This window comes from Paenibacillus sp. Soil766 (genome assembly GCF_001428105.1).
Classification (GTDB): Bacteria; Bacillota; Bacilli; order Paenibacillales; family NBRC-103111; genus Paenibacillus_E.
The window spans coordinates 118976-139131 of record NZ_LMSJ01000013.1; the positions used below are offsets into that span (position 1 = coordinate 118976).

Genomic DNA, 20156 nt, shown 5'->3' on the forward strand with positions numbered 1-20156 from the left:
TGAACTGGCTGAAGGTTCCATTTCATAAAAAATTTCCAATAATAAGTAAAAAAGCAACTATCAGTTAATCCGATAGTTGCTCTTTGCTACTATTGTTGTACTGACAATTTCGCATTAGTTTAATGATCTAACCAGTCATTTATAAGAGCTTTTCTGCGCTGTCTGTAACGGCAAGTTTTAAGGCCATCCATTGCGGACGGCCCTTTCTGCAAAGTAGTTATGGTTGCCAAATTTCCCACAAGTTCCCATCAAGGTCAAGAAACTGAAAGTTTGGACCGAATTCTCTTCCAACCGGAATGTCGCTTAAAATGGTCACACCGTTATCCTTGAAACGGTTATACATTTCTTGTATACGCGGAGTAATGAAACACCCTACTGGAGTACGATTTCCATCACAGTTTGTAAAACCTAGACGATCGTGTGATTCGACTAGGAAAAGAGCTGGTACCGCACTTCTAAGACTGGCTCCTTGAAATTTTCCATTATGATCGGGAAATCTCAGGATCGAATGTTTCATCCCAGGCTTCACAAGATTGTGATTCGTCGGTTCGCATCCTAAGTTTATTTGATACCATTGAGTTGATTCATGAACGTCATTAACCGGAACATAAATACAAGTTATTCCAGTAATATCTTCTAGTTTTATATCCGGCGTGCCTTCTTCATTAATTTGCACTCGATCATTCCTCCTCCTCATTTGCTTGGGTCTAAAAAATCCATTCATTAAATTATATTCTATTTTCAACCAATATTTTCCTGCAGCTGGGTTACTCCCCTTTACGCTATCGTTCTCCCGGGAGCTTAATGATACAATGCAGCTAGGTTGTGCACCCCATTTTCAAGATACCTGTAGTTAATGTATTCTTATATATTTCTTAAATCCCTTACTAGTTGTTCCACTGAATCCCAGCTTCTCGAAAAAAATATGTGCATATGTTCTCTTTGAACTACTCATTAGCATCATCTTTTGCAGTTTCTATTCACACAAAATTTCCTTACAATAATACCCATAAATATTACGCGTTTATGCGCATATTTGTCACAATTAATCTAATCTGATTTAGAATGTATGCCGTTATTATTGCTGTCGGCAGCCTTCCAAAAGTATATTAAGTTAAGTTTCGTTATCACCGATTATTTTCTTTAAACAACAATGCTTACATTGCAGAGCGCGTATTTTCAGTACTGGAATTCCGAATATCCGATGGATTACGCTCTACCGCCTGTTACTTCAACGGATAACGGCAGCCGATCGTGTGGTGCCGGCTGCCGTCATCTTGTGTTGAGCTATCGTTTGTGTTAGCTTTCTCGCGGATTCCATTATATAGATATTTTCATCATGTCTTGGGCCAAGGTGACTTTAGAGCTTTCTGCAGGGGGATTCTCCGACAAAACTTGCGAATAGGGCTCCCCGTCTGTCAAGTGAACGGCATATATCCGTTCGATGCGCTCCAGTGGATAATATTTAAGCATCTCATCCAAACTGGTATGACCGTGTACTGACCCTCTGGCCTTAGTGGCTTCATGTATCAATACATCAATATTCCCATACCTAGCAATCGATTCGTTCGGCATCGTATCCGCAGAATATATCAATACCTTATCCTCCAACTCCGCTTTTACCCCAACTGTTGCACCTACATGTAAACTTGGAAACGTAGAAATCGTTAACCCATCCTCAGCAAGGATGGGAGAAGGCTTAGTCCAGTCGAATTCATGTATAGAAATAACGAATTGAATTGGCCACTCTGTTATCCGATAGCTTGCAAGAATTGCATTCAGTTGATCTTTATATAAACTCGAACAATAAATGGTTAGAGGTTCGCTCCTTCGAGCGATCCACATCCCCCACAGCAACGAAGGTAAACCGTAGATATGATCAACATGGAAATGCGTCAGTATAACACCTTTAATCCGGCTCTGTGGAATTCCCGCCTGCTTCAGTTTGCCCAGCGGGTTGCCCCCGACGTCAATTATCCAACATGATTCCCCTCGCTCAAGCAGCATATAAGTATTATCCCTTCCTATACTTCCGGGAGCGCTAGCGGTACCCATGAAAAGAACGTTTAACAAAACAGGTAAACCCCCTTTCCTTTGTTTTTACTAAGTTTCATATGCCTCACCGATTACTCGAAACAAATATAACGTTGAATTACTTTTGCAACGCCATCTTCTTCATTGGAATCAGTGACCGCGTCCGCGCGGAGCTTCACTTCTTCCTGAGCATTGCCCATAGCTACCCCTAATCCGACTTCTACGATCATGGCCATATCGTTCATGCTGTCTCCAACTGCCACGACCTCATGAATGCCAACGTTTAGCATATGGCATACCTCATGTAGCCCTGTAGCCTTCGTAATCCCAGCCGGGTTCACTTCGATATTCGTAGGATGGGAATTTGTTAGCTCGAAGTCGCCGATTTGAGGAATTCTTTCAAAAAGCGCTGTCATTTTTACAGAATCTTCTGTGCTAAAACCGAATTTGATCCATTCCATTTGGCGGTTATCGAGCTCGTCCCATGTATCCCTGTTCATCTTGCCCTCCGTATGGTAAGCCCAATACCATACGTCTAATTCAATTGCAAGCCGGCGCAACTGCTCGATTTGCACCATTGGAAGCGTATAGCGCACATGCAGCTTATCAGGCCCGCTCCACACTTCTCCGCCGTTAACAGCAACAATGGGTGTGTCGAGCTCTAGCTGTTCCGCGTACGAACGAATTAATTGAATACCGCGCCCCGTCGATAAAACAACATATACGCCTTGTTCACGGCATTTTGCAATCCATTCTTTGTTTTGCTGTGAGATTTCCTTCCGTTCATCAAGCAAGGTTCCATCCATATCTAACGCTAGCAATTTATATTTGATCATATGTCTCCTTTACTACTTCACACCTGAATGCATAAAGCTGTTGATAAACCCTTTTTGGAATATAAAAAATCCTAAAAGCAACGGTATGGTGATGATTAATGTTGCTGCCGTGACTTCTGCAAATTGAGCCCCTGTCTCTGACGCGTGGGCAAATATAGCAAGCCCTACCGTTAACGGCCGATTTTCCGGTGAATTTGTGACGATCAGCGGCCATAAAAAAGCGTTCCAATGATGGCTGATCGAAACGATGCCGAACGAGATAATTGAAGGAACAGCCAGCGGTGCATACACCTTCATTATTATTTGCAGTAAATTGCAGCCGTCAAGCCTTGCCGCTTCATCAAGCTCATAGGGCACGGACTTGAACGTTTGTCTTAGCAAGAAAATGCCAAACGCAGAAGCAAAGTAAGGAATCATGATTCCGAGTTTAGTGTCGATCAGATGCAAATGTTTCAACACTTGATAATTTTGGACGATCAATGAATCGGGAGGGATCATGATTTGCATCATGACTAACATGAGCAGAATATCCTTTCCCCAAAAATTCATTCGTGCAAACGCATAAGCCGCAAAAATGACAGTAACCAGTTGAATGGCCAGAATACCAACTACCACTTCAATGGTGTTTAAATAATACTGTCCAAAAGGGGCTGCTTGCCAAGCTGTTATATAGTTGTCAAATGTAAACTGCAAAGACCACCCGGAGGAAACGATGAGATCGCGAGGCCGGAATGACGTTAATAAGGTCCAAACTAAAGGAATGATCCAAATGGCAGCCAGTAGATACATAAAGCCATATTTCAGGTAACGCATTCCGATCATCCTAACTGTAATGAATTTTTTTATCTAAACCGAAAAATTGAATACATGAAACAATCAAAAGCAGCCCGATTAACACCACGGTTAAAGTCGCTGCCATTCCCTCATCCCAAAATTTAAACGCCGTCTCATAGATGAGATACAGCAGTAGATTGCTCGCGTTGTCGGGTCCTCCGCCGGTCATAACCGGCAAGTGGTCCACCAGCCTAAACGTACCGGTTGTCGCGATGATCCCTATAAACATCGTGCTAGGCATCAGCAGAGGGAAAGTAATTCTCCAAAAAACGAACCATGGTCTGCCCCCATCGATATCAGCGGCTTCGTAAAGGTCCTTCGGAATATTTTGCAACCCTGCCAAATAGAACACCATCAGAAACCCTGCTTCCTTCCAAATCGCCATAGCGATGGTTGCCCCGAGCACCGTACCGACATTGCCGAGCCAATTGACCGAAGGGATATGGAACCAGTCGAGAATACTGTTTATAATGCCGTATTTCGGAGTGTAAATAAACAACCAAATGTTAGCGATGGCGACAGCTGGGATGACCGTCGGATAAAAATAAAATGTTCTTATAAAGCCGCTGCCTTTGATCGCCCGATTCACAAATAAGGCCATTACCATCGCAATGGCCATGGCGATAGGGACTGTTCCGACTACAAATACAATCGTATTGCCGAGCACCTTCCAAAACTTTGCATCTTCCCATAATGTCCGGTAGTTTGCCCCTCCGACAAATTGCGGAATCCGAACCGCCAATTTCTTCATATAAAAACTGGTGGAAACCGTCTTGTACAGCGGGTAGAACGTAAACATGCAAAGGAAAATGAAAGTAGGAAGGAGAAGCAGCCATGCTTGCGTATTTTCACGCAATCTTCTGGCGAATAATCGCTTCCCCATGGATCAACCTCCAATCACGAATGCCAATCGATTATTTGTTAAAAGGAGCTAGGAGCTTCTCCGCTTCTGCCTGTGCATTCTTAAGCGCTTCCGCTGGCGGAACATTGCCCACGATCGCGGACTGCAGTTTGTCATTCCAAACTTTTCCTACTTCCCCTGAGTTGTGGGTTGAGAACGATGCAGAAGCATATTTCAATTGATCGCGAGCCGTAACTGCTTGTGGGAAGGTTTCGATGTACTTCTTCATGATTTCGGTTTCATTGGAGCTTCTTGTCGGCGCAACATAGCCCGTATCAATACTGAATTGAGCGAGACGCTCCGGCTTAGTCAGCCAGCGGATATATTTCCATGCTGCTTCTTGCCTTTCCTTCGCAATTCCTTTAAAGATATACAGGTTCGCCCCGCCTACAGGTGTACCGAAGTTTTTGCCGGCAGGAAGAAATGCAGTCCCGAATTCAAAGTTAGCTCCTTTTTTAACTGCTCCTAGGTTGCCTGTCGTATGATACATCATGGCTGTTTTTCCACTGTTGAAATCAGAAGGAATCGTTGCCCAGTTGGTTGCGCCCTCCGGCATAACCTTCTCTTTCCTGATCAAGTCGATCCAATATTGAAGTGCTTCCAGGTTCTCCGGTGTATTGAAAAACACCTTTTTACCATCCTGGTCCATCAAGTTTTTGCCGTTCTGCAGTGCAAAGGCTTGCATCATCCATCCGATGTACTCGGTCGAGGAAATCTCAAGTCCCCATCGACCAGGCTTAGTCAGCTTCTTGGCGTATTCTGTCAGCTCCTTGTAATTTTGCGGCGGTTTATTCGGGTCTAGGCCAGCTTCCTTAAATGCATCCTTGTTGTAGTAAAGGATAATTGTGCTTCTTTGGTAAGGAATACTGTAGGTCTTTCCTCCAGTTTGTGCGTTAGCCATAAATCCTTCATAGAAATCTTTGAGGTAAGCGTCTCCGCCGTCTTTGGCGGCCAGATCATTAAGCGGAATAATTGCATCCATATCCAGCAAGGTGAATAAATCCGTGGAGGAGGAAAGCATGAGATCTGGCGGAGTCCCCCCCATCACGGCGGTTTGTGCTTTAATTAAAGTATCCTGGTTACTTCCGGTGTAAATCGGTTTTACCGTTATACCATCATTGTTCTCCTTGTTGAACTGCTCCGCAAAACTATCAAATATCTTGGTTAGAGGTCCACCCACAGCTACCGGAAAGTAAAACGAAAGCTCGATAGGTTTTGCCGCTTTTTTCTCTGACTCGCTTGTCTTTGCTCCAGTGACGGCCGGCGAAGAACCGTCGCTTGAAGCTGGACTTGCGCCGCCTCCGCATGCTGTAAGTGCTAGCGTACATACAGTGAGAGCGGTTACAAATTTGATTTTGTTTTTGGTAATAAACACTCGTCCCATCCCCTTAAAAAGCAATTTTTATAACTCTTCCCGCCTTTTCGTTCGGGCTGCTTAGATTCTCCCCCTTTCGAAAAATAAAAAAACTCCCAATGCAACCATCCTCTTATCCCGTAGGAAAAAAGTAATGAGTAGCAATTGGGAGTCTCCGTATCTCAGCCCTAAGCTAATACTTCAATTGTATCTATGCTATGAATTCTCCATTATTTTACTCTATTATTCGGTATACAGCAATCTTTTTTACCGCTCCTTTTTTTAATGCGGTATCGTTATCCTTAGTTCATATTCGCATGTCCCTCTAAAAGCATAACAATTTCAGCCCTTAGCTTCTCATCCACAATGGTTTTAGCTTTTTCAAGCGGGGTAACTCCATTCTTGTCTTTCGTCTGTGTCTTCGATCCATTACTCAACAATAATCGGATTACCTCGGCGTTTCCTTCCATTGAATGCTGGTTGAACTCCACGGCGTAAGCAAGCACTGAATTGCCTTTCTCGTCGACTGCATTGACATCCGCATTGGCATTGATTAACATTTCGATAATATCATACATAACCTGAGCGGAGTTAAAGATGTAAGGATCAACCGCTCTCATAAGTGGAGTCAACCCCGACCAATTACTCTTCAGCATGAGTAATGGATCTGCCCCGTGCTCGAGCAACATTTGAACAATTTGCCGAGACTGTGGCGTACTCGCAAATACAACTGACATCAACGGTGTTTCGCCATCCGCGTTTGCAGTGTTCACATCGGCTTTATAAGCTATAAGATTTTCTACAATTTGGACGCTCTCATCAGTTAAATCAGAATTGGCATAAGGATGAAGAGCCGCTATCAGCGCACCTCTACCTAAATTCGGGTCGGCTCCCATCGCAAGCATCTTGTTAACCAAACCAAGTTGTTTTTTGCTCGATACCTGCATGAGTGGGGTCATTCCATTTGCACTTACATTCACCTTGGCATTGCCATCTAGAAGACTTTCCGTTAAATTAATGGCTCGTTCAGCAGCATAATGCAGCGGCGTGTAGCTATTCGATTCATCGACGATATTAAGATCAACTTGCTTATTAATCAATAGGTCAACTAAATCAGATACGTGTTGATTGCCTTTAAACATATGTGCCATTTTGAAAATCTGAAGGAAAACTAAATTGAGGTCGGATGGCGCTATCGTATCGACTTGCTCGGTAGTTTCAGTCAAATTACCTCGCCCTGCCGTTTCTAATAAATGGAGGGTAGTCAACTCAATTCGCGATTGGAGCTGCTCTGATGGCGTATAATCACCCTTTAAATTCAAGATGACCTCTTCAATTGTTTGATCGTGCTTTACATGATATTCATGGATCTTTTGGTCAACTTGGTCCAAATGATATAAGACAAAATGATCAACCACAGGAAAAGTTGAATCACTCCCCGCTTTCCAATAAACGAATAATTGCGTTCGTAGTGAACCATTCATTAACCCTTGGAAATCAACAGTAACATTAGTCTTTTCTGAAATTGAATAATTTGAGTTTACTTTGTCATCATATCTCCAAACAGGTAAATGTGATTTCGCACTTATTATTTCCTTATAATTGTAACCAAGCTCATTTTCAATATTATGCTCGAATTGTCCGATGTTAACGTAAGCAAACGTTTGAGGTAGTAATTCATTGTAAATAAGAACTGTCCTTGAATAGTTAATCCAATCAACTTTTGCACCTAACGCCTCACTAACAAATCGCAAAGGAATCATTGTTTTATTATTAATAATTTCCGAAGGCAGTTCTAACTTTACTACAGCTCCATTTACAATCGCATTCGTATCACCCACGGAGAGTTTGATTGTCGTGTTATCTTTTGTTGCTGTTACTGAATACGAATCTTGATTCCATTCAATTTCAGCTCCAAGCGCCTCAAAGATAACTCTTAGTGGGATTAAAGTAACACCATTTTTAAATATAGGAAGTTGTTCATTCTCAAAATTCATCAAGTTGCCGTTAAACTTTACTTTCATTGGTATACGTTCAGGCTCTTTTGGAGATGGCGGTGTACCTTTTGGATGCCCGCTATTCGTGCCATATATTCCTTTTTGAAAGGGAGTTAAGAAGGCATTAGTTATGGCTCTTAATTTACTATCTGCAATGCTTTGTGTTCTTAATGCATTCGCTAAAATTTCACTGCGATAGTCAAGTTTCAATATTTCATCATTTGATAGACCTTTAGTAATAAGAAGAATGTCATTTTCATTCATTGCTGGGCTGACCAAATTTTCTTGTGCTGAGGATACATTAGAAAACAAAAATAATTGAAGAATCATAATCATAATAATAATTTTTTTCATTCTCCCCACTCCTATCTTGTATATCAGTTGTCTTCTTTACATGTAAGTAATTTTCTAGACATCCTAATAAGTTTAGATGATCCGATCCAATTTGGGAATAGTTTCCTATACTTTATTCACATTCAACAAATCTCCCTTAAAAATGTAAAAAGGCAGCTGATTAATATCAGCTACCGGTATCATTATTGAACTATGTATACCATATATTGGAATTATCGTTTCCGCTAGTCAAACACAGCTAATTCTATTTCAAGCATTATTGTTTACTCATCGTGCTCTTAGGGCTGTTCTGTCTTCATTAGCAAACGGTCCATTGCAATAGCCGCTAATGCGCCTACCATATATCGGATCAAATCTGCATATAGGAATCCTTTTCCGAGTATTAGCCCGCCTAACAGAGTGTTTCGTAAGTTGAATATCCATTCTGCTTGGTACAATTGGCTGTATTCAATTACAAAACAGAACCCAAGACTAAGTACCAGAGCTTTCATAGATAATATACGGATGAATAGTGCACGTAGGCCGAAATAAATCATAGCCGCCCAGAGAGCATCACCGAAATGTTTCACTACAAATTCAGGCAGCATGGAGATATTCATCCTCGAACCGATCCCAAATATTATACATACTATTACTGCTAGTAGGTACTTCCCTCGTGTTCTCACAATTTTCCTTCCAATCGAAAAGACTTTCATTCTTTATTCTGATTGTGTTATTTGTAATTCTTTAACTAAAACGGTACTACAACACTCTTTGAAAATTAAGACTACATTCATGCGTTGTAGTAACATAATCCAAGTAATTCACAGAACCGTTAAAGTTCAAAAAAGCTTCATAACGCAAACGTATCGCAGGTAAAGTAATGAAATCTAGAACATTCTCCTTTGGTACCCACCTACATTCGCTCGTTTCATCAGAAGTAGTTAGTTCTCCGCCAACAACGCTGCACACGAAATCAAACATGACTTTCGTAGGAACATCAGTCACACCGTCATACCACTTATGTACCGCTGTATTGGATATAACATTAACTAAATGACTAACAGTTGCGTCTATTCCACTTTCTTCTTTAATTTCACGAAGAACGCCATCAATTAGGTTTTCTCCAACCTCAGTAATCCCCCCAGGATACACCCAACCATCATCATGAGCTTTCACTAGTAAAATATTTCCATGTCCATCTTCTACAATTCCGCCTGCCGATACAATATGTGTTGGGAATGTCATTCAAAGCCCCTCCTAGTAAGATAAGAATTGTATATTAATTCCATTTAATCCCCGTGCTTTCCTGCCTAGTGTGTTTGACACTCGATTGTCATTGCATAATCTTGTATACTGACACAACGTTAACCGTTCGAACAAGAGCTAATTTTCACTTCCCACCTAAAAAACTGCACCCCTCTGAGTCTAAACCAGAGGGGGTGCGAACGAACAAGGTCTATTCTGTTCTTTATTTACAAAGTGATAAGATACATTGACCGTTACCATCGCCTTCGCTACGGTTTTTTGAAGAAAATCGCGAAGATCCGCCATCCTCTTGTAGTTCTTCGTCTGCACTACTCTTTTAGCTTCCGTGGATGAATGATAATAGTTGCTCTATGTTCCGACTATTCGTTATAAATTGACAATACATCTTCAATTGTAAAAGGAACAGAAAACACTCTAACCTCGTCAAGCTTACCGTCAAAGTAAGCTCCATTCCCGCTCCCACCGAATGCATCTTGCCCACGGCGTGCACCCAAAGATGCGTAATCCGAATGAGCGCTCACACTGCTAAAGGCAGCATTGGCGAATTGCTTTAGTTCTCCATCCAAAAACAGCCGAAGCGAACCATTATTAAATACGGCTACAGCATGGTGCCAATTTGTTGTATCTGTATACGGGGTAGACACGGTTTGCTGTAGGCTACCTTCACGAACAGCAAATTTCAAACTGCCGCTTTCTATTTTCAAAGCCATTCCTGCCGCAGATCCGCCTTGTTCGTACAATACCTGGGATTGGTTCGTATTATCCGCTTTGAACCACAAGGATACAGATCGTACATCAAATCCATTGTGCATAAAACCCGTGTTTGAGCTGTTGTCCGCGAGTAATACATAATCATTCGTTCCGTCGAAATTCAAGGCACCGTTTATTTTACCGGCAGTCGTCCATGTAGCGCCATCCAAGGTTGCGTGGTTATTGTCTCCGGACGAATCCGTCACGGTCGATCCGGATGTTCCGTCCATTTTGAAATAAGCTACGCGTGAATATTCGTTTACTACGTTCCAATACTCGGATTCCGACACGTCTGAGACGCTCGCGTGCCTAACCTGATACGGAAAGCGGAACGAGCCTGCCGCGAACTCTGCTGACCATGCCCCCGGATTGGCGATATTTGTCGACTCCTTAATGCCGAACTTTCCTTGACTCCAATAATCGTAAAGCATCAGCCATTTGTTCTGCCCTTGCAGCTTAAAAACGGTTGGAGCTTCCGTATCCATCGGAGTAATGAATCCGCTAATATTGCCGTAAGGACCTCCTAAGCTGGTTGAAGAAGCCTGGCGCATCCTTGCACCGTTAGTATTGGGGTCTCCATCGAAAATAGGCGATTCATCCTTAAAAAACATATTGTAATTCCCGCCGTAAGCAGCGATATTTGCATCAATGGCGGAATAACCCGGATCAAAGAGTAAGGAGGCGTTCGAAAACGTATTCCAGTCTGTGGTCGTAGCTGAATAGTGCTTGTTGTTATTCGCGCTCGAGCTGTTTCTGGTAGAAGACCAATAAATCCGATAGTTGCCAGTTGAACTGTCATACGTCCACTCAGGCGCCCACATATTGAATACATCGCTAAAATTCTGCATGAGGTGAAGCTTTTCACCCGTACCCCATGAAATTAAATTAGTTGATTCCGCATGTCCGATTCCTGCACCACCGCAACAACCCGTAGTAAAAACCAGATGCCACTTGCCATCAGGCCATTTGTTCAAAAAAGGGTCGCGCAGAATGCCACTTCCGATCACAGGTGTCCATACCGGATTATTGGCATTTAACGCAAACCAATATTTCCCATCTCGGCTCACTGCATAATGCAACTTAGGCTGTACATCCGTCTGATTTACACCCGAACGAAAGTATGACATTAAGTATGCGCCGTCTGCGAACGACATTGTGGGAAAAACCGTTGCTGCTATCATTAAAAATGCAATGAAGAAAATACAAACCCGTTTGATTGACATCATCTATCCCTCCATATTTTCAACTATATTCCGATCATTTCATCTTGTAATTTGTTCCAGACGAGTATGTCGTGATCAACCAGGGTCACTCGAAACATCGATCTCCCTCTCACCTTCTTCCTTTTCCAGGATGTACGGACTTCAAATGTGTACTGTCGTATAAATGACTGGCTAATGCGATTCGGACATAAACTCAACAGTTGAAAAAGATACAGCAACGAAATGCCCCGAATCGATTTGTGCAAGGACATTCGGTGCAAAATGCAGCAAAAAAAACACCGCTTTCGTATGGCCGTGAATGGTTGTCACTCGCACATTCCAAACGAAGAAGTGTTCTTCTTTATATACAAAAGCGCTAATATATTAGTTAACCACAAATGTCAGCCGTTCAACGATTTCTTGAAGCCAGCGTGCCATTCCTTAACTTTCTGGATATCGGCGACTTGCATTTTGCGGTTCTGGACTTTATCCCATTTCACGTAGTTTTCCCGGGGGAGGACGCCCGTTCGTTCCGACCATATTGTGTATTCTTGCTCCAAGGCGGAAACCAGATCGGGACGGGCTTCGGCCAAATCGTACAGCTCCGTTCCGTCTTTCTCCAAGTCGTAAAGCTCCCAATTTTCCTGGTAAAACTTGACCAACTTCCAATTGTTGCGCCGAATTCCGCAATTCCCTTCGTGTTCCCAGAACAAGTACTCTTTATGTGGTTCGTCGGCTTCGAGGATGGACCGTATGCTCGTTCCTTCCACCGGCAAAATGTGATGGCCGTTATATTCCTTGGGATACTCTGCGCCAGTATATTCGACTATCGTGGCCATCACATCGGGGAGTTGAGCAGGTGAATGACGAATCGTTCCTCGCTTCTGCAACCCGGTTGGCCAGTGGATGATGAACGGGGACGCGATTCCCCCCTCATGGATGTAATGCTTATACATACGGAACGGAGTGTTGGACAAATTCGCCCACCCGTATCCATAATGTCCGTTTCCGACATTGAAATCGGGGCCCCCAGGGAGGAGGCTGGTATCTGTGATGACCGGAAATTCCCCGTTCCCCCCGTTGTCCGCCAAGAATATGACGATGGTGTTGTCCATCTGCCCGGTCCGCTCCAGCAGCTCGAGTAATTTGCCAATATTGCGGTCCATACAATCCACCATCGCGGCATAAACCTCCATGGCCCGCAACCGCCATTCCTTATGAGGCTCTTCCACCCAGCTCCCCGCCGCCGATCCTTCCTTCGGGGAAAGCTCCCAGTCAGCATCGATGAGCCCCATATCCCGCATCCTACTGAACCTCTCCGCGCGCAGTTCGTCCCAGCCGCTGTCAAAACGACCCTTGTACTTGGCAATGTCGTCCGGTTTCGCCTGAAGTGGAAAATGAGGCGCTGTATATGGCATATACAGGAAAAACGGTTGCTCCGGGGTCCGGTCGACATGCTCCTTAACAAACCGGATCGCTTGCATCGTCATATGATCAGTCGAATAGTACTCGTCGCCGAAGGATTCGGCTCCCATTGGTTCTCCGTTGCAGGTAACGTTGTCCGTTCTGTAATAGTCCGCCTTGTATTCAGCAGCCTTATCGAAGCCTCGCTTGTGTGCCAAAACCGAACCGACATGCCATTTCCCGGACATGTAGGTGCCGTAGCCACTACTTTTAAGAACTTCGGCAATCGTGACGCAACCGTCGCTGAGCTTCTCCGTATAAGGGCCGTAATATCCTTCCAAATGTGCCATGCCCGCTTGATGCGGATGTAGGCCGGTCAGAAGCGAAGCTCTGGCCGGCGAGCAGCGGGCTGTATTTGAGAAATTGGTCAGGCGTACTCCGTCCGCAGCCAGTCGGTCCAGGTTTGGCGTTTCGATATCTCCTCCGTAGCAGCCGATATCTGAGAAACCCAGATCATCGGCCAAAATAAGGACGACATTCGGTTTTCTGTCTTGTTCCATGTGCTAATCCTCCTACCGCATTTTTTTATAAATGGAAAAATCCACCAATCTTTGCCATTCTTTTTACTTTCACAAGTTCCACGATCAGCTACTGAAATCGCTTACAATTATCATAATTCCCTTCATTCGGTTTGTTAATATCCAATATGGAATAGTTGGTAAGCAATATGGACATGGAGGAATCCAATGTGAGAAAGACAAGAAGTTGTATCCATTAAAGTAAAAAAACCGCGCTTGCGCGGCATAAATGGATATATGTTCTTGTCCTTTTACAATTGCTGGCTAACTTAGTTATTTCCCAACCAAACTTTACGCTTCTAGTGGAATATTTATTATCTTGCTTTCATATGGGATCATTTATGGTAGTTTCTCTGCGCAGTCTGTAACGGCTTTCGAATTTTTCATCCCAGCCTTAGTTCATACTTTTTCTTAATTTAAGCAAGTTATACCAGCTTACTCCACCATGTTGTGATTCTGATAAGCCATGGTTAACAAACCCGAGTCTTTCGTAAAAAGAAATTAACTCCTGTTTGCAAGTTAGCGTGATTCCCTCTCTTTCGTTATATACTGAAAGCTCCTCCATTTCTTCAATTAATATCTTTGCAATTCCTTGACCTCTAGCCTGTTTTGACACTGCCAGTCCTAAAATACTCTGATAACCTCCACGCTTCGGATTCTCATTGATCTCTTTAAAAAGGTCATCCGTTATAAATGGCTGCGCAATTATTGGTCCATTAATATAACCAAGGATTTCGTCGGCTTTTTCTGCCACAATAAACGTATCTGCGATTAACTTCCTTGGTAGCTGCCTCTTTCTTTGTGAAGCCCTCGTTCTCAATGATTAACAGCTGTTCCAGATCTGAAATTTTAACATTTCGTAAAGATATCATGATGTTTATGTCTCGTCTCCATTCCTACAGTAATGTTCATTGTTAACGTAATGATTTAGAATGTTCTTGGATTATTATAGGCTTTATAATGATAAAATGTTATTAAAAGAGGATTTATAGGAGGTGTATTCAAAAAATGAACTGGTACTTTTTAACTGCTTCAGTTCTCGCATTGGGCCAGCTGGCATGTGTTGACTGTCTTTGGGTGGGGTATGGCTCTCCTTCTGGTATGGCTTGCTAAACAGTCATTGGTCACTGGTACTTCCAGAGTACTTATTGACACGGTAGCAGGCTCCATGCTCATTGGAGCGCTTTTGATTTTGATTGGTACAAAAGCGAATCATCCTGGGTGGGTAGGGCTATTAGGTGTAGCCGTACTTGTATGGTTTGGTGGTACTCAATAGCTGTAATTACTGTGCACTTACAACCCTACCCTATCATCCAGAAAGTTACAATATTCATATAATTGCTTTATGGTACAATAAATTCATAATTACGACTGAATTCGTGTTCTTTGGAACCCACCTACAATCGCTCGTTTCCTCAGAAGTAGTTAGTTCTCCGCCAACATTCGGATTTTTGACCATGAACAGATTACCGTACTGTTGGTAAAATGAATTCTTGTCATAATACATCACTTTAATCGTTACTTTCTCGTCTTTCCCCAACTTCTTAAGCGATCCGGCTTCTCTTAAAGAACTACTTGTCTTCTCCGAAAAATCCCACCCAGTCAACACGCCAATTACCGCAATGACAGCAAGTGTACACATCCAACGTTTCATTTGCTTCCCTCCACATTGTATTAAATACCAAATATAGTAATAATTCCTACAGTATCATACACGTATCAGGAATAAAATACATATTATGCCAATTTTAGTAGAATAGAGGACGAAAAAGAAAGGACATGCTGTCAGCACGTCCTTTGATTCCCTTTATTTATTTTATCGAGGAAAATCCAATATATTGCGGGATTTACTGTAGACATACACATTTGCTGTAGTTTTGTAATCCATTCTAAGTTACTGTTAATACCGTTTGCCCATATTAAGTAATATTTTTTGTCGAATTATGGAAGTTTTTATTGTTTTTTTTATATACTTCTGCGATACTTTTATATGTTAGTAAATAAATAGGAAAAAGGGGTATTATTTTATGGATTTTATGTTAAAGAATCTTCACAATGTTTTTAATCATGTTCCTGTAGCAATGCTGATTTTTAGTTTCATCTTTGACTTGATTGCTGCTTTGTTCAAGAAAAAGGAATGGAATTTTGCGGGGTTACTCTGCTTGATCGTAGGGGCTTTAGGAGCGATTGCAGCAGTACTCACTGGACCTGCATGGACGAAAAACCCACTCTTTCCTGACCACCAATTATTCGGACAGTTAACGATGGTTGCAGCTATTCTACTCCTATTGGTTCGATTAGTCTTCCGCTTTTGGAAAACGTTGGATATTGGGAAGAATCCTTTTTATTTAGTCGGAGCTCTTGTCATGGTGATTCTCGTAGCATACACGGGACATCTTGGGGGAGAAATGATACATAAGAAAGCCCCAACCCCTCCTGTTAAAGTTGAGGCGGTCCAAAAATAGCAATAGTAATATGACTTAAAGGTGGGTGAAAAGGAAATAAATCCTTAATCCCACCTTTAATTGTCTAATAATATGCTGATTATTGGGTTTCTGTAAAAACACAGCAACACCATCGTTATCATTTGAATCGGTTACTTTTTAAACAATTCGACATCATTGTAATCATCGCCAAAACCATGCTTCCTGATGAACCTTACCACAAGTAATGGCATCTCTCATCTTCTTGTGCTCCGTATGATGAAGCGAATACCTAAACCTGCAATGATTAGAATCCACAATTGATAAGCATACGCATTAATCTCAACGGCTGCGGACCATCCAGCCCATTCTAGAACACCGGCTATGATACCGAGTCCGCTTAAATCGGAGAGATAAGCCGCCCACTTCGGTAAATACCCGGATTGGTACAAAGCTATAGCTGTAAGAATCGCCCATATGCCCATCGTTGTAAAACCGAGGGTTTCCCCAAGCGTGACTCCTAAATACTGATGAAACGTATGAAAAACAAGTTCCACGGCTTCTTTCTGGGCGACATCCCTCCCATCATATTGGACGGCTAAATAATTAAAAGCGAACAACCACCTCGAGAAACCCAGCACATGAAAGAACGCACTGGCTAGCCCCACACCCTCCGACTCGTCTGGCTTGTAAGGCGGTATAACATCATGACAATCGGGATGATGAGCAAGCTGGATACGACCATTCCGGTCCAATACATTTTTAATGCTTCAAGATACATTCGCAGGATGACACCCACAGGTTTTCTCAAAATATCTGGATACTCAAAGCTGACCATAAGGCCCGTCCAGGAGACGACGATCATAAGAGGCATCAGCAGCAGCAGGATTCCCATTATTCGCATTTCGAAACGACTCATTGTTATTCCTCCATTGTTATCCATTTGATATAATTATCATAGGAGGTAATGCCTCTGATTCAAATGATACAAAACGCCAAAAAGTTATTCCGTTGCGAAAAGGAGAACCCTCTTATGGCCATAGCTTGTCTGTCTCTCTTATTCATCCTATTCTGAGTTATATGGTAGGGAAAGGTTACAATTCGGAATCGTTCTGCTTATTCGCTTCGTTCGATAAGAGGATCCTTCAAGAAGCGGAGGCTCGAATCGGTGAGGAGGAATTCGACCGCTTGTTGGATTCCGCTTCAGCGTTTACTCATGACCAAAACTTCGGTCTTCATTTGGGACAAACGATTGAATTATCTAGTCTCGGTATTCTGGGTTATGTTCTGCTGCATTGCAGTACGATAGAAGAAGTCCTTGCCGCATATCGGAGATATAATGTTATATTGTGCAGTGGAATTGAGATCGAGTGGGAAACATCCCTGAGGGAAACGGCTATCTTGTTCAAAGTCAGCGATCCGGCCAGACAAGTATCCAGACATGCTATAGAGGGAATGGTTAGTTCCTTGTATCATATTATTCTGAAACTAAGCTGCCGCAACTTCGTTCTTAACGAGCTGCGATTTGCTCATGAGGCACCGAAAGAGAGTGGGGAATATATAAACCTCCTTGGCATAAATCCCATGTTTAAAAGCAGCGCCAACCTCATTCGTTTGGATAACGAAGTGTAACAGTATCCAATCATTCTCTCGAACCTGGAATTGCTCAGTATGTTTGAGACCATTGCGGAAGAAGCGAGAAATCAGCTCTTGCATGGCCGTACATTTGCGGATCAGGTATATAAATGGGTTACACGGTGTATGCCTTCCTCCTTCCCAAGCGTTAAAGATGCGGCAAGCAATTTCAATGTCAGCGTTAGAACGCTGCAATCAAATTTGAAGCAAGAGCAAGCGACTTACAATCAACTATTCAACAAAGCTCGAATGGAATTTGCCGTTCATTATTTGAAAATCCCACATTTTACGGTAGGTGAGATCGCATATTTGCTTCAATTTTCCGAGCCTAGTGCATTTCAGAGCGCCTTTAAGAGATGGACTGGACTTCCGCCGGGACAGTTTAGGGAAACATGCCGTTACAAACAGCGCGGAGTACCCTACAACAAATGAATTAGAGCACATAAAAGTTGCTCCAAAAGTTGCTGTTACATAATATGCAGTTTAAACTACTGCTTAGATGATACTCGAATTGGTGAAGTTTACCCCGCCACTGCTGGGTTTCCGGTTCCTCAACTACCTGACATGCCAAATGAGCATAGCCCTGGCTTGCAAGATATGTTTGTGTAAAGTATACAATAGGCTTACTCCTGTATCAGCAGGAGTAAGCCTATTTCACTTTGATGGACGCTAATTAATCGCTATCGTTATCAGGCTATTTTCCACCCATATTCACGAAAAATTAAACCTGAATAATTATCGGCAATATCATTGGCCTTCTTTTGGTCTGGGTGTATAAATACTTACCAACGGCTTCTTTAAGCGCTTGTTTGTAGAGCCCCCATTGGTTCGTTTTGACCTCCTGCAGCTGTATGATGGTCGTTAATGCAATTCGATGTACTTCTTCCATTAACTCCTCTGACTCTTTAACATAGACGAATCCGCGGGATATAATATCTGGTCCTGATACAACGGTGCCATCCGATTTACTGAGTGAAAGCACAAAAATTAGAATACCATCTTCAGATAACACTTTTCGATCGCGTAAAACGATATGACCAACATCTCCAATACCAAGCCCATCTACCAGTGTATTTCCATTCGGAATATGACGCTCTTGACGAACGATAGAGCCAGTAAAGTCAACCACCTCGCCGTTATTGATGATAAAAATGTTATCCGATTTCACACCAACAGCTTCAGCTAATAAACGATGCTGATACAACATGCGATACTCCCCATGAATAGGGATAAAGTATTGAGGCTTCATTAAAGTCAGCATAAGCTTCAATTCTTCCTGACTGGCATGACCGGATACATGCATGCCCGTTACCGATCCAGAGCCATAGATTACTTTAACTCCTTTCGCGAATAAGTTATCTACGATACGAGCTACGTTCCGCTCGTTACCAGGAATTGGTGTGGCTGCTAGAATCACTGTATCGCCTGGAGAAACACCGACTTGGCGATGTGTGCCACTCGCTAAACGTGCTAATGCAGCCATGGGTTCCCCTTGACTTCCCGTACAGAGGATGACGAGCTCGTGAGGAGAGTAACGATTCACATCTTGAGCTTCAATTAACATGGTAGGAGGTATTCTCAAATAGCCCAGCGATAAAGCTATATCCACGACATTGACCATGCTTCTCCCTAAAAGGGCGATTTTACGGTTTGTTTTTTCCGCTGCAACAATGACTTGTTGTAACCTATTGACGTTCGAGGCAAAAGTTGATAAAAATATTTTTCCTGTAGCCTTGGCAAATGCTTCCTCAATATGATCGCCTACGAAGCGTTCAGAGGGTGTGAAACCTGGCCGCTCCGCATTCGTACTCTCGGATAGCAGAGCAAGTACTCCATTTTGACCAATCGCTGCCATCTTATGAATATCTGCGTATTGCTCGTTTACCGGAGTTAAATCAAACTTGAAATCGCCTGTATGTACAACTACGCCTTGTGGGGTATCGAAGACGATACCTAAGCAATCAGGAATGCTGTGATTCGTTCGAAAGAAGCTAAGTGGAATGGCCCCTAATGTAAGGTTAGTATTTGCATCAATCTCATGCAGGGTAGTCGTGCCCAAAAGTCCGTGTTCTTTCAGTTTTCCCTTAATAAGGCCAAGGGTAAGTCGCGTAGCATAAATGGGCATGTTCAACTGTTTAATAATATAGGGAATTCCGCCAATATGATCCTCGTGTCCATGAGTGATAACCAAACCTCTCACTTTATCTTTATTGTCAAGTAAGTAAGAGATATCAGGGATAATCAGATCTATGCCCAACAGGCTTTCATCTGGAAATTTGGAACCACAGTCGATCACAATGATGTCATCGTTATATTGAATGACGTACATATTCTTTCCAATTTCATTCACACCACCAAGAGCTACGATTGATAGCTTATCCTGGGCTGATTTCAATATATAACCTCCATAACTTACGATTAAAGTCTAGGTGAGATTCGCCGATTGATAATGGTACATATAAAACACTTGGAATTTTTTCCTTTTATCAATTGCTCATTTTCGCAAAGTAAACAACGCATTTAATCACCTCTGTTGTATTGTGTCCAAATGAAATAGTCAAATAATCACCTTTGCAGTAATTTTATTCTTTATCTAGTAGTAACTA

At 42.6% G+C, this 20156-nt stretch carries 20 protein-coding genes and 2 pseudogenes; 5 read left to right on the top strand and 17 right to left on the bottom strand.

The features are described from left to right. Positions 1-217: 217 nt before the first annotated feature. The 13 genes and pseudogenes from ASG89_RS12050 to ASG89_RS12105 all read right to left on the bottom strand — a co-directional run bounded on the left by ASG89_RS12050 (position 218) and on the right by ASG89_RS12105 (position 14361). Positions 218-676: a VOC family protein gene (locus tag ASG89_RS12050; protein ID WP_057310938.1), complete on the bottom strand. Its 459-nt coding sequence runs from the start codon at positions 674-676 to the stop codon at positions 218-220. Positions 677-1320: 644 nt separating this feature from the next. After that, positions 1321-2073, bottom strand: coding sequence for an MBL fold metallo-hydrolase (locus ASG89_RS12055; protein ID WP_235549730.1), 753 nt, complete (start codon positions 2071-2073; stop codon positions 1321-1323). Between the two features lie 53 nt (positions 2074-2126). After that, complete coding sequence (locus ASG89_RS12060; protein WP_057310940.1) at positions 2127-2870, bottom strand: HAD family hydrolase; 744 nt, start codon at positions 2868-2870, stop codon at positions 2127-2129. Between the two features lie 12 nt (positions 2871-2882). Further along, the gene (locus ASG89_RS12065) at positions 2883-3683 is read right to left on the bottom strand and encodes a carbohydrate ABC transporter permease (protein WP_057310941.1); all 801 of its coding nucleotides are present in this window, start codon (positions 3681-3683) and stop codon (positions 2883-2885) included. A 10-nt stretch (positions 3684-3693) separates the two neighbouring features. Next, positions 3694-4587 (bottom strand): carbohydrate ABC transporter permease, encoded by an 894-nt coding sequence (locus ASG89_RS12070; RefSeq protein WP_057310942.1) that lies wholly within the window; start codon positions 4585-4587, stop codon positions 3694-3696. Between the two features lie 31 nt (positions 4588-4618). Next, positions 4619-5980, bottom strand: a complete 1362-nt coding sequence (locus ASG89_RS12075; RefSeq protein ID WP_235549731.1) for an ABC transporter substrate-binding protein — start codon at positions 5978-5980, stop codon at positions 4619-4621. A 281-nt stretch (positions 5981-6261) separates the two neighbouring features. Further along, a complete protein-coding gene (locus tag ASG89_RS12080; RefSeq protein ID WP_057310944.1) occupies positions 6262-8310 on the bottom strand; it encodes a stalk domain-containing protein in 2049 nt (682 codons plus the stop codon). Positions 8311-8588: 278 nt separating this feature from the next. After that, on the bottom strand, positions 8589-8897 hold the full coding sequence (locus tag ASG89_RS12085; RefSeq protein WP_321166495.1) for a DUF2809 domain-containing protein: 309 nt from the start codon (positions 8895-8897) through the stop codon (positions 8589-8591). Positions 8898-9051: 154 nt separating this feature from the next. Then, a complete protein-coding gene (locus tag ASG89_RS12090) occupies positions 9052-9537 on the bottom strand; it encodes an NUDIX hydrolase (RefSeq protein ID WP_057310949.1) in 486 nt (161 codons plus the stop codon). Positions 9538-9917: 380 nt separating this feature from the next. Beyond that, entirely contained in the window at positions 9918-11534 is a 1617-nt protein-coding gene (locus ASG89_RS12095) for a LamG-like jellyroll fold domain-containing protein (protein WP_082593032.1), read from the bottom strand. Positions 11535-11702: 168 nt separating this feature from the next. Further along, positions 11703-11840, bottom strand: a complete 138-nt coding sequence (locus tag ASG89_RS37630; protein ID WP_235549732.1) for a hypothetical protein — start codon at positions 11838-11840, stop codon at positions 11703-11705. A gap of 71 nt (positions 11841-11911) precedes the next feature. Then, on the bottom strand, positions 11912-13474 hold the full coding sequence (locus tag ASG89_RS12100) for an arylsulfatase (RefSeq protein ID WP_057310953.1): 1563 nt from the start codon (positions 13472-13474) through the stop codon (positions 11912-11914). Between the two features lie 412 nt (positions 13475-13886). Continuing rightward, a pseudogene (locus ASG89_RS12105) lies at positions 13887-14361 on the bottom strand (GNAT family N-acetyltransferase). Between the two features lie 215 nt (positions 14362-14576). Here ASG89_RS12105 and ASG89_RS12110 point away from each other — a divergent pair. Continuing rightward, positions 14577-14768 carry a hypothetical protein gene (locus tag ASG89_RS12110; RefSeq protein ID WP_057310955.1) on the top strand — a complete coding sequence of 64 codons (192 nt, stop codon included), beginning with the start codon at positions 14577-14579 and terminating at the stop codon, positions 14766-14768. A 54-nt stretch (positions 14769-14822) separates the two neighbouring features. On the opposite strand, the gene ASG89_RS12115 is transcribed toward ASG89_RS12110, so the two are convergent. Next, complete coding sequence (locus tag ASG89_RS12115; protein ID WP_057310957.1) at positions 14823-15146, bottom strand: hypothetical protein; 324 nt, start codon at positions 15144-15146, stop codon at positions 14823-14825. Between the two features lie 373 nt (positions 15147-15519). Between ASG89_RS12115 and ASG89_RS12120 the strand changes: the two genes are divergently transcribed. Continuing rightward, positions 15520-15957, top strand: a complete 438-nt coding sequence (locus ASG89_RS12120; RefSeq protein ID WP_057310959.1) for a DUF2231 domain-containing protein — start codon at positions 15520-15522, stop codon at positions 15955-15957. A 215-nt stretch (positions 15958-16172) separates the two neighbouring features. Here ASG89_RS12120 and ASG89_RS12125 read toward each other — a convergent pair whose 3' ends face one another. Beyond that, positions 16173-16583: a DUF4386 family protein gene (locus ASG89_RS12125; RefSeq protein ID WP_057310961.1), complete on the bottom strand. Its 411-nt coding sequence runs from the start codon at positions 16581-16583 to the stop codon at positions 16173-16175. After that, complete coding sequence (locus ASG89_RS36325; protein WP_057310963.1) at positions 16574-16834, bottom strand: hypothetical protein; 261 nt, start codon at positions 16832-16834, stop codon at positions 16574-16576. The genes ASG89_RS12125 and ASG89_RS36325 overlap by 10 nt, the downstream gene beginning before the upstream one ends. A 92-nt stretch (positions 16835-16926) precedes the next feature. On the opposite strand from ASG89_RS36325, the gene ASG89_RS35570 reads away from it, so the two are divergent. From ASG89_RS35570 to ASG89_RS38635, 3 genes and pseudogenes are all read left to right on the top strand, one after another. Next, entirely contained in the window at positions 16927-17547 is a 621-nt protein-coding gene (locus ASG89_RS35570) for an AraC family transcriptional regulator ligand-binding domain-containing protein (protein WP_157276620.1), read from the top strand. Between the two features lie 39 nt (positions 17548-17586). Then, the gene (locus tag ASG89_RS35575; protein ID WP_057310965.1) at positions 17587-17982 is read left to right on the top strand and encodes a helix-turn-helix transcriptional regulator; all 396 of its coding nucleotides are present in this window, start codon (positions 17587-17589) and stop codon (positions 17980-17982) included. A gap of 38 nt (positions 17983-18020) precedes the next feature. Beyond that, a pseudogene (locus tag ASG89_RS38635) lies at positions 18021-18159 on the top strand (manganese catalase family protein); the annotation flags it as partial. A gap of 112 nt (positions 18160-18271) precedes the next feature. Here the strand turns inward: ASG89_RS38635 and ASG89_RS12145 are convergent. After that, positions 18272-19945, bottom strand: coding sequence for a ribonuclease J (locus ASG89_RS12145; protein ID WP_057310967.1), 1674 nt, complete (start codon positions 19943-19945; stop codon positions 18272-18274). Positions 19946-20156 lie beyond the last annotated feature (211 nt).

Coding starts and splice junctions, on each gene's coding strand:
- ASG89_RS12060 (WP_057310940.1), bottom strand. CDS start 2,870: ATGATCAAATATAAATTGCTAGCGTTAGATATGGATGGAACCTTGCTT.
- ASG89_RS12065 (WP_057310941.1), bottom strand. CDS start 3,683: ATGCGTTACCTGAAATATGGCTTTATGTATCTACTGGCTGCCATTTGG.
- ASG89_RS12070 (WP_057310942.1), bottom strand. CDS start 4,587: ATGGGGAAGCGATTATTCGCCAGAAGATTGCGTGAAAATACGCAAGCA.
- ASG89_RS12080 (WP_057310944.1), bottom strand. CDS start 8,310: ATGAAAAAAATTATTATTATGATTATGATTCTTCAATTATTTTTGTTT.
- ASG89_RS12085 (WP_321166495.1), bottom strand. CDS start 8,897: ATGCTGCCTGAATTTGTAGTGAAACATTTCGGTGATGCTCTCTGGGCG.
- ASG89_RS12090 (WP_057310949.1), bottom strand. CDS start 9,537: ATGACATTCCCAACACATATTGTATCGGCAGGCGGAATTGTAGAAGAT.
- ASG89_RS12095 (WP_082593032.1), bottom strand. CDS start 11,534: ATGATGTCAATCAAACGGGTTTGTATTTTCTTCATTGCATTTTTAATG.
- ASG89_RS12100 (WP_057310953.1), bottom strand. CDS start 13,474: ATGGAACAAGACAGAAAACCGAATGTCGTCCTTATTTTGGCCGATGAT.
- ASG89_RS12110 (WP_057310955.1), top strand. CDS start 14,577: ATGGCTCTCCTTCTGGTATGGCTTGCTAAACAGTCATTGGTCACTGGT.
- ASG89_RS12115 (WP_057310957.1), bottom strand. CDS start 15,146: ATGAAACGTTGGATGTGTACACTTGCTGTCATTGCGGTAATTGGCGTG.
- ASG89_RS12120 (WP_057310959.1), top strand. CDS start 15,520: ATGGATTTTATGTTAAAGAATCTTCACAATGTTTTTAATCATGTTCCT.
- ASG89_RS36325 (WP_057310963.1), bottom strand. CDS start 16,834: ATGAGTCGTTTCGAAATGCGAATAATGGGAATCCTGCTGCTGCTGATG.
- ASG89_RS35575 (WP_057310965.1), top strand. CDS start 17,587: ATGTTTGAGACCATTGCGGAAGAAGCGAGAAATCAGCTCTTGCATGGC.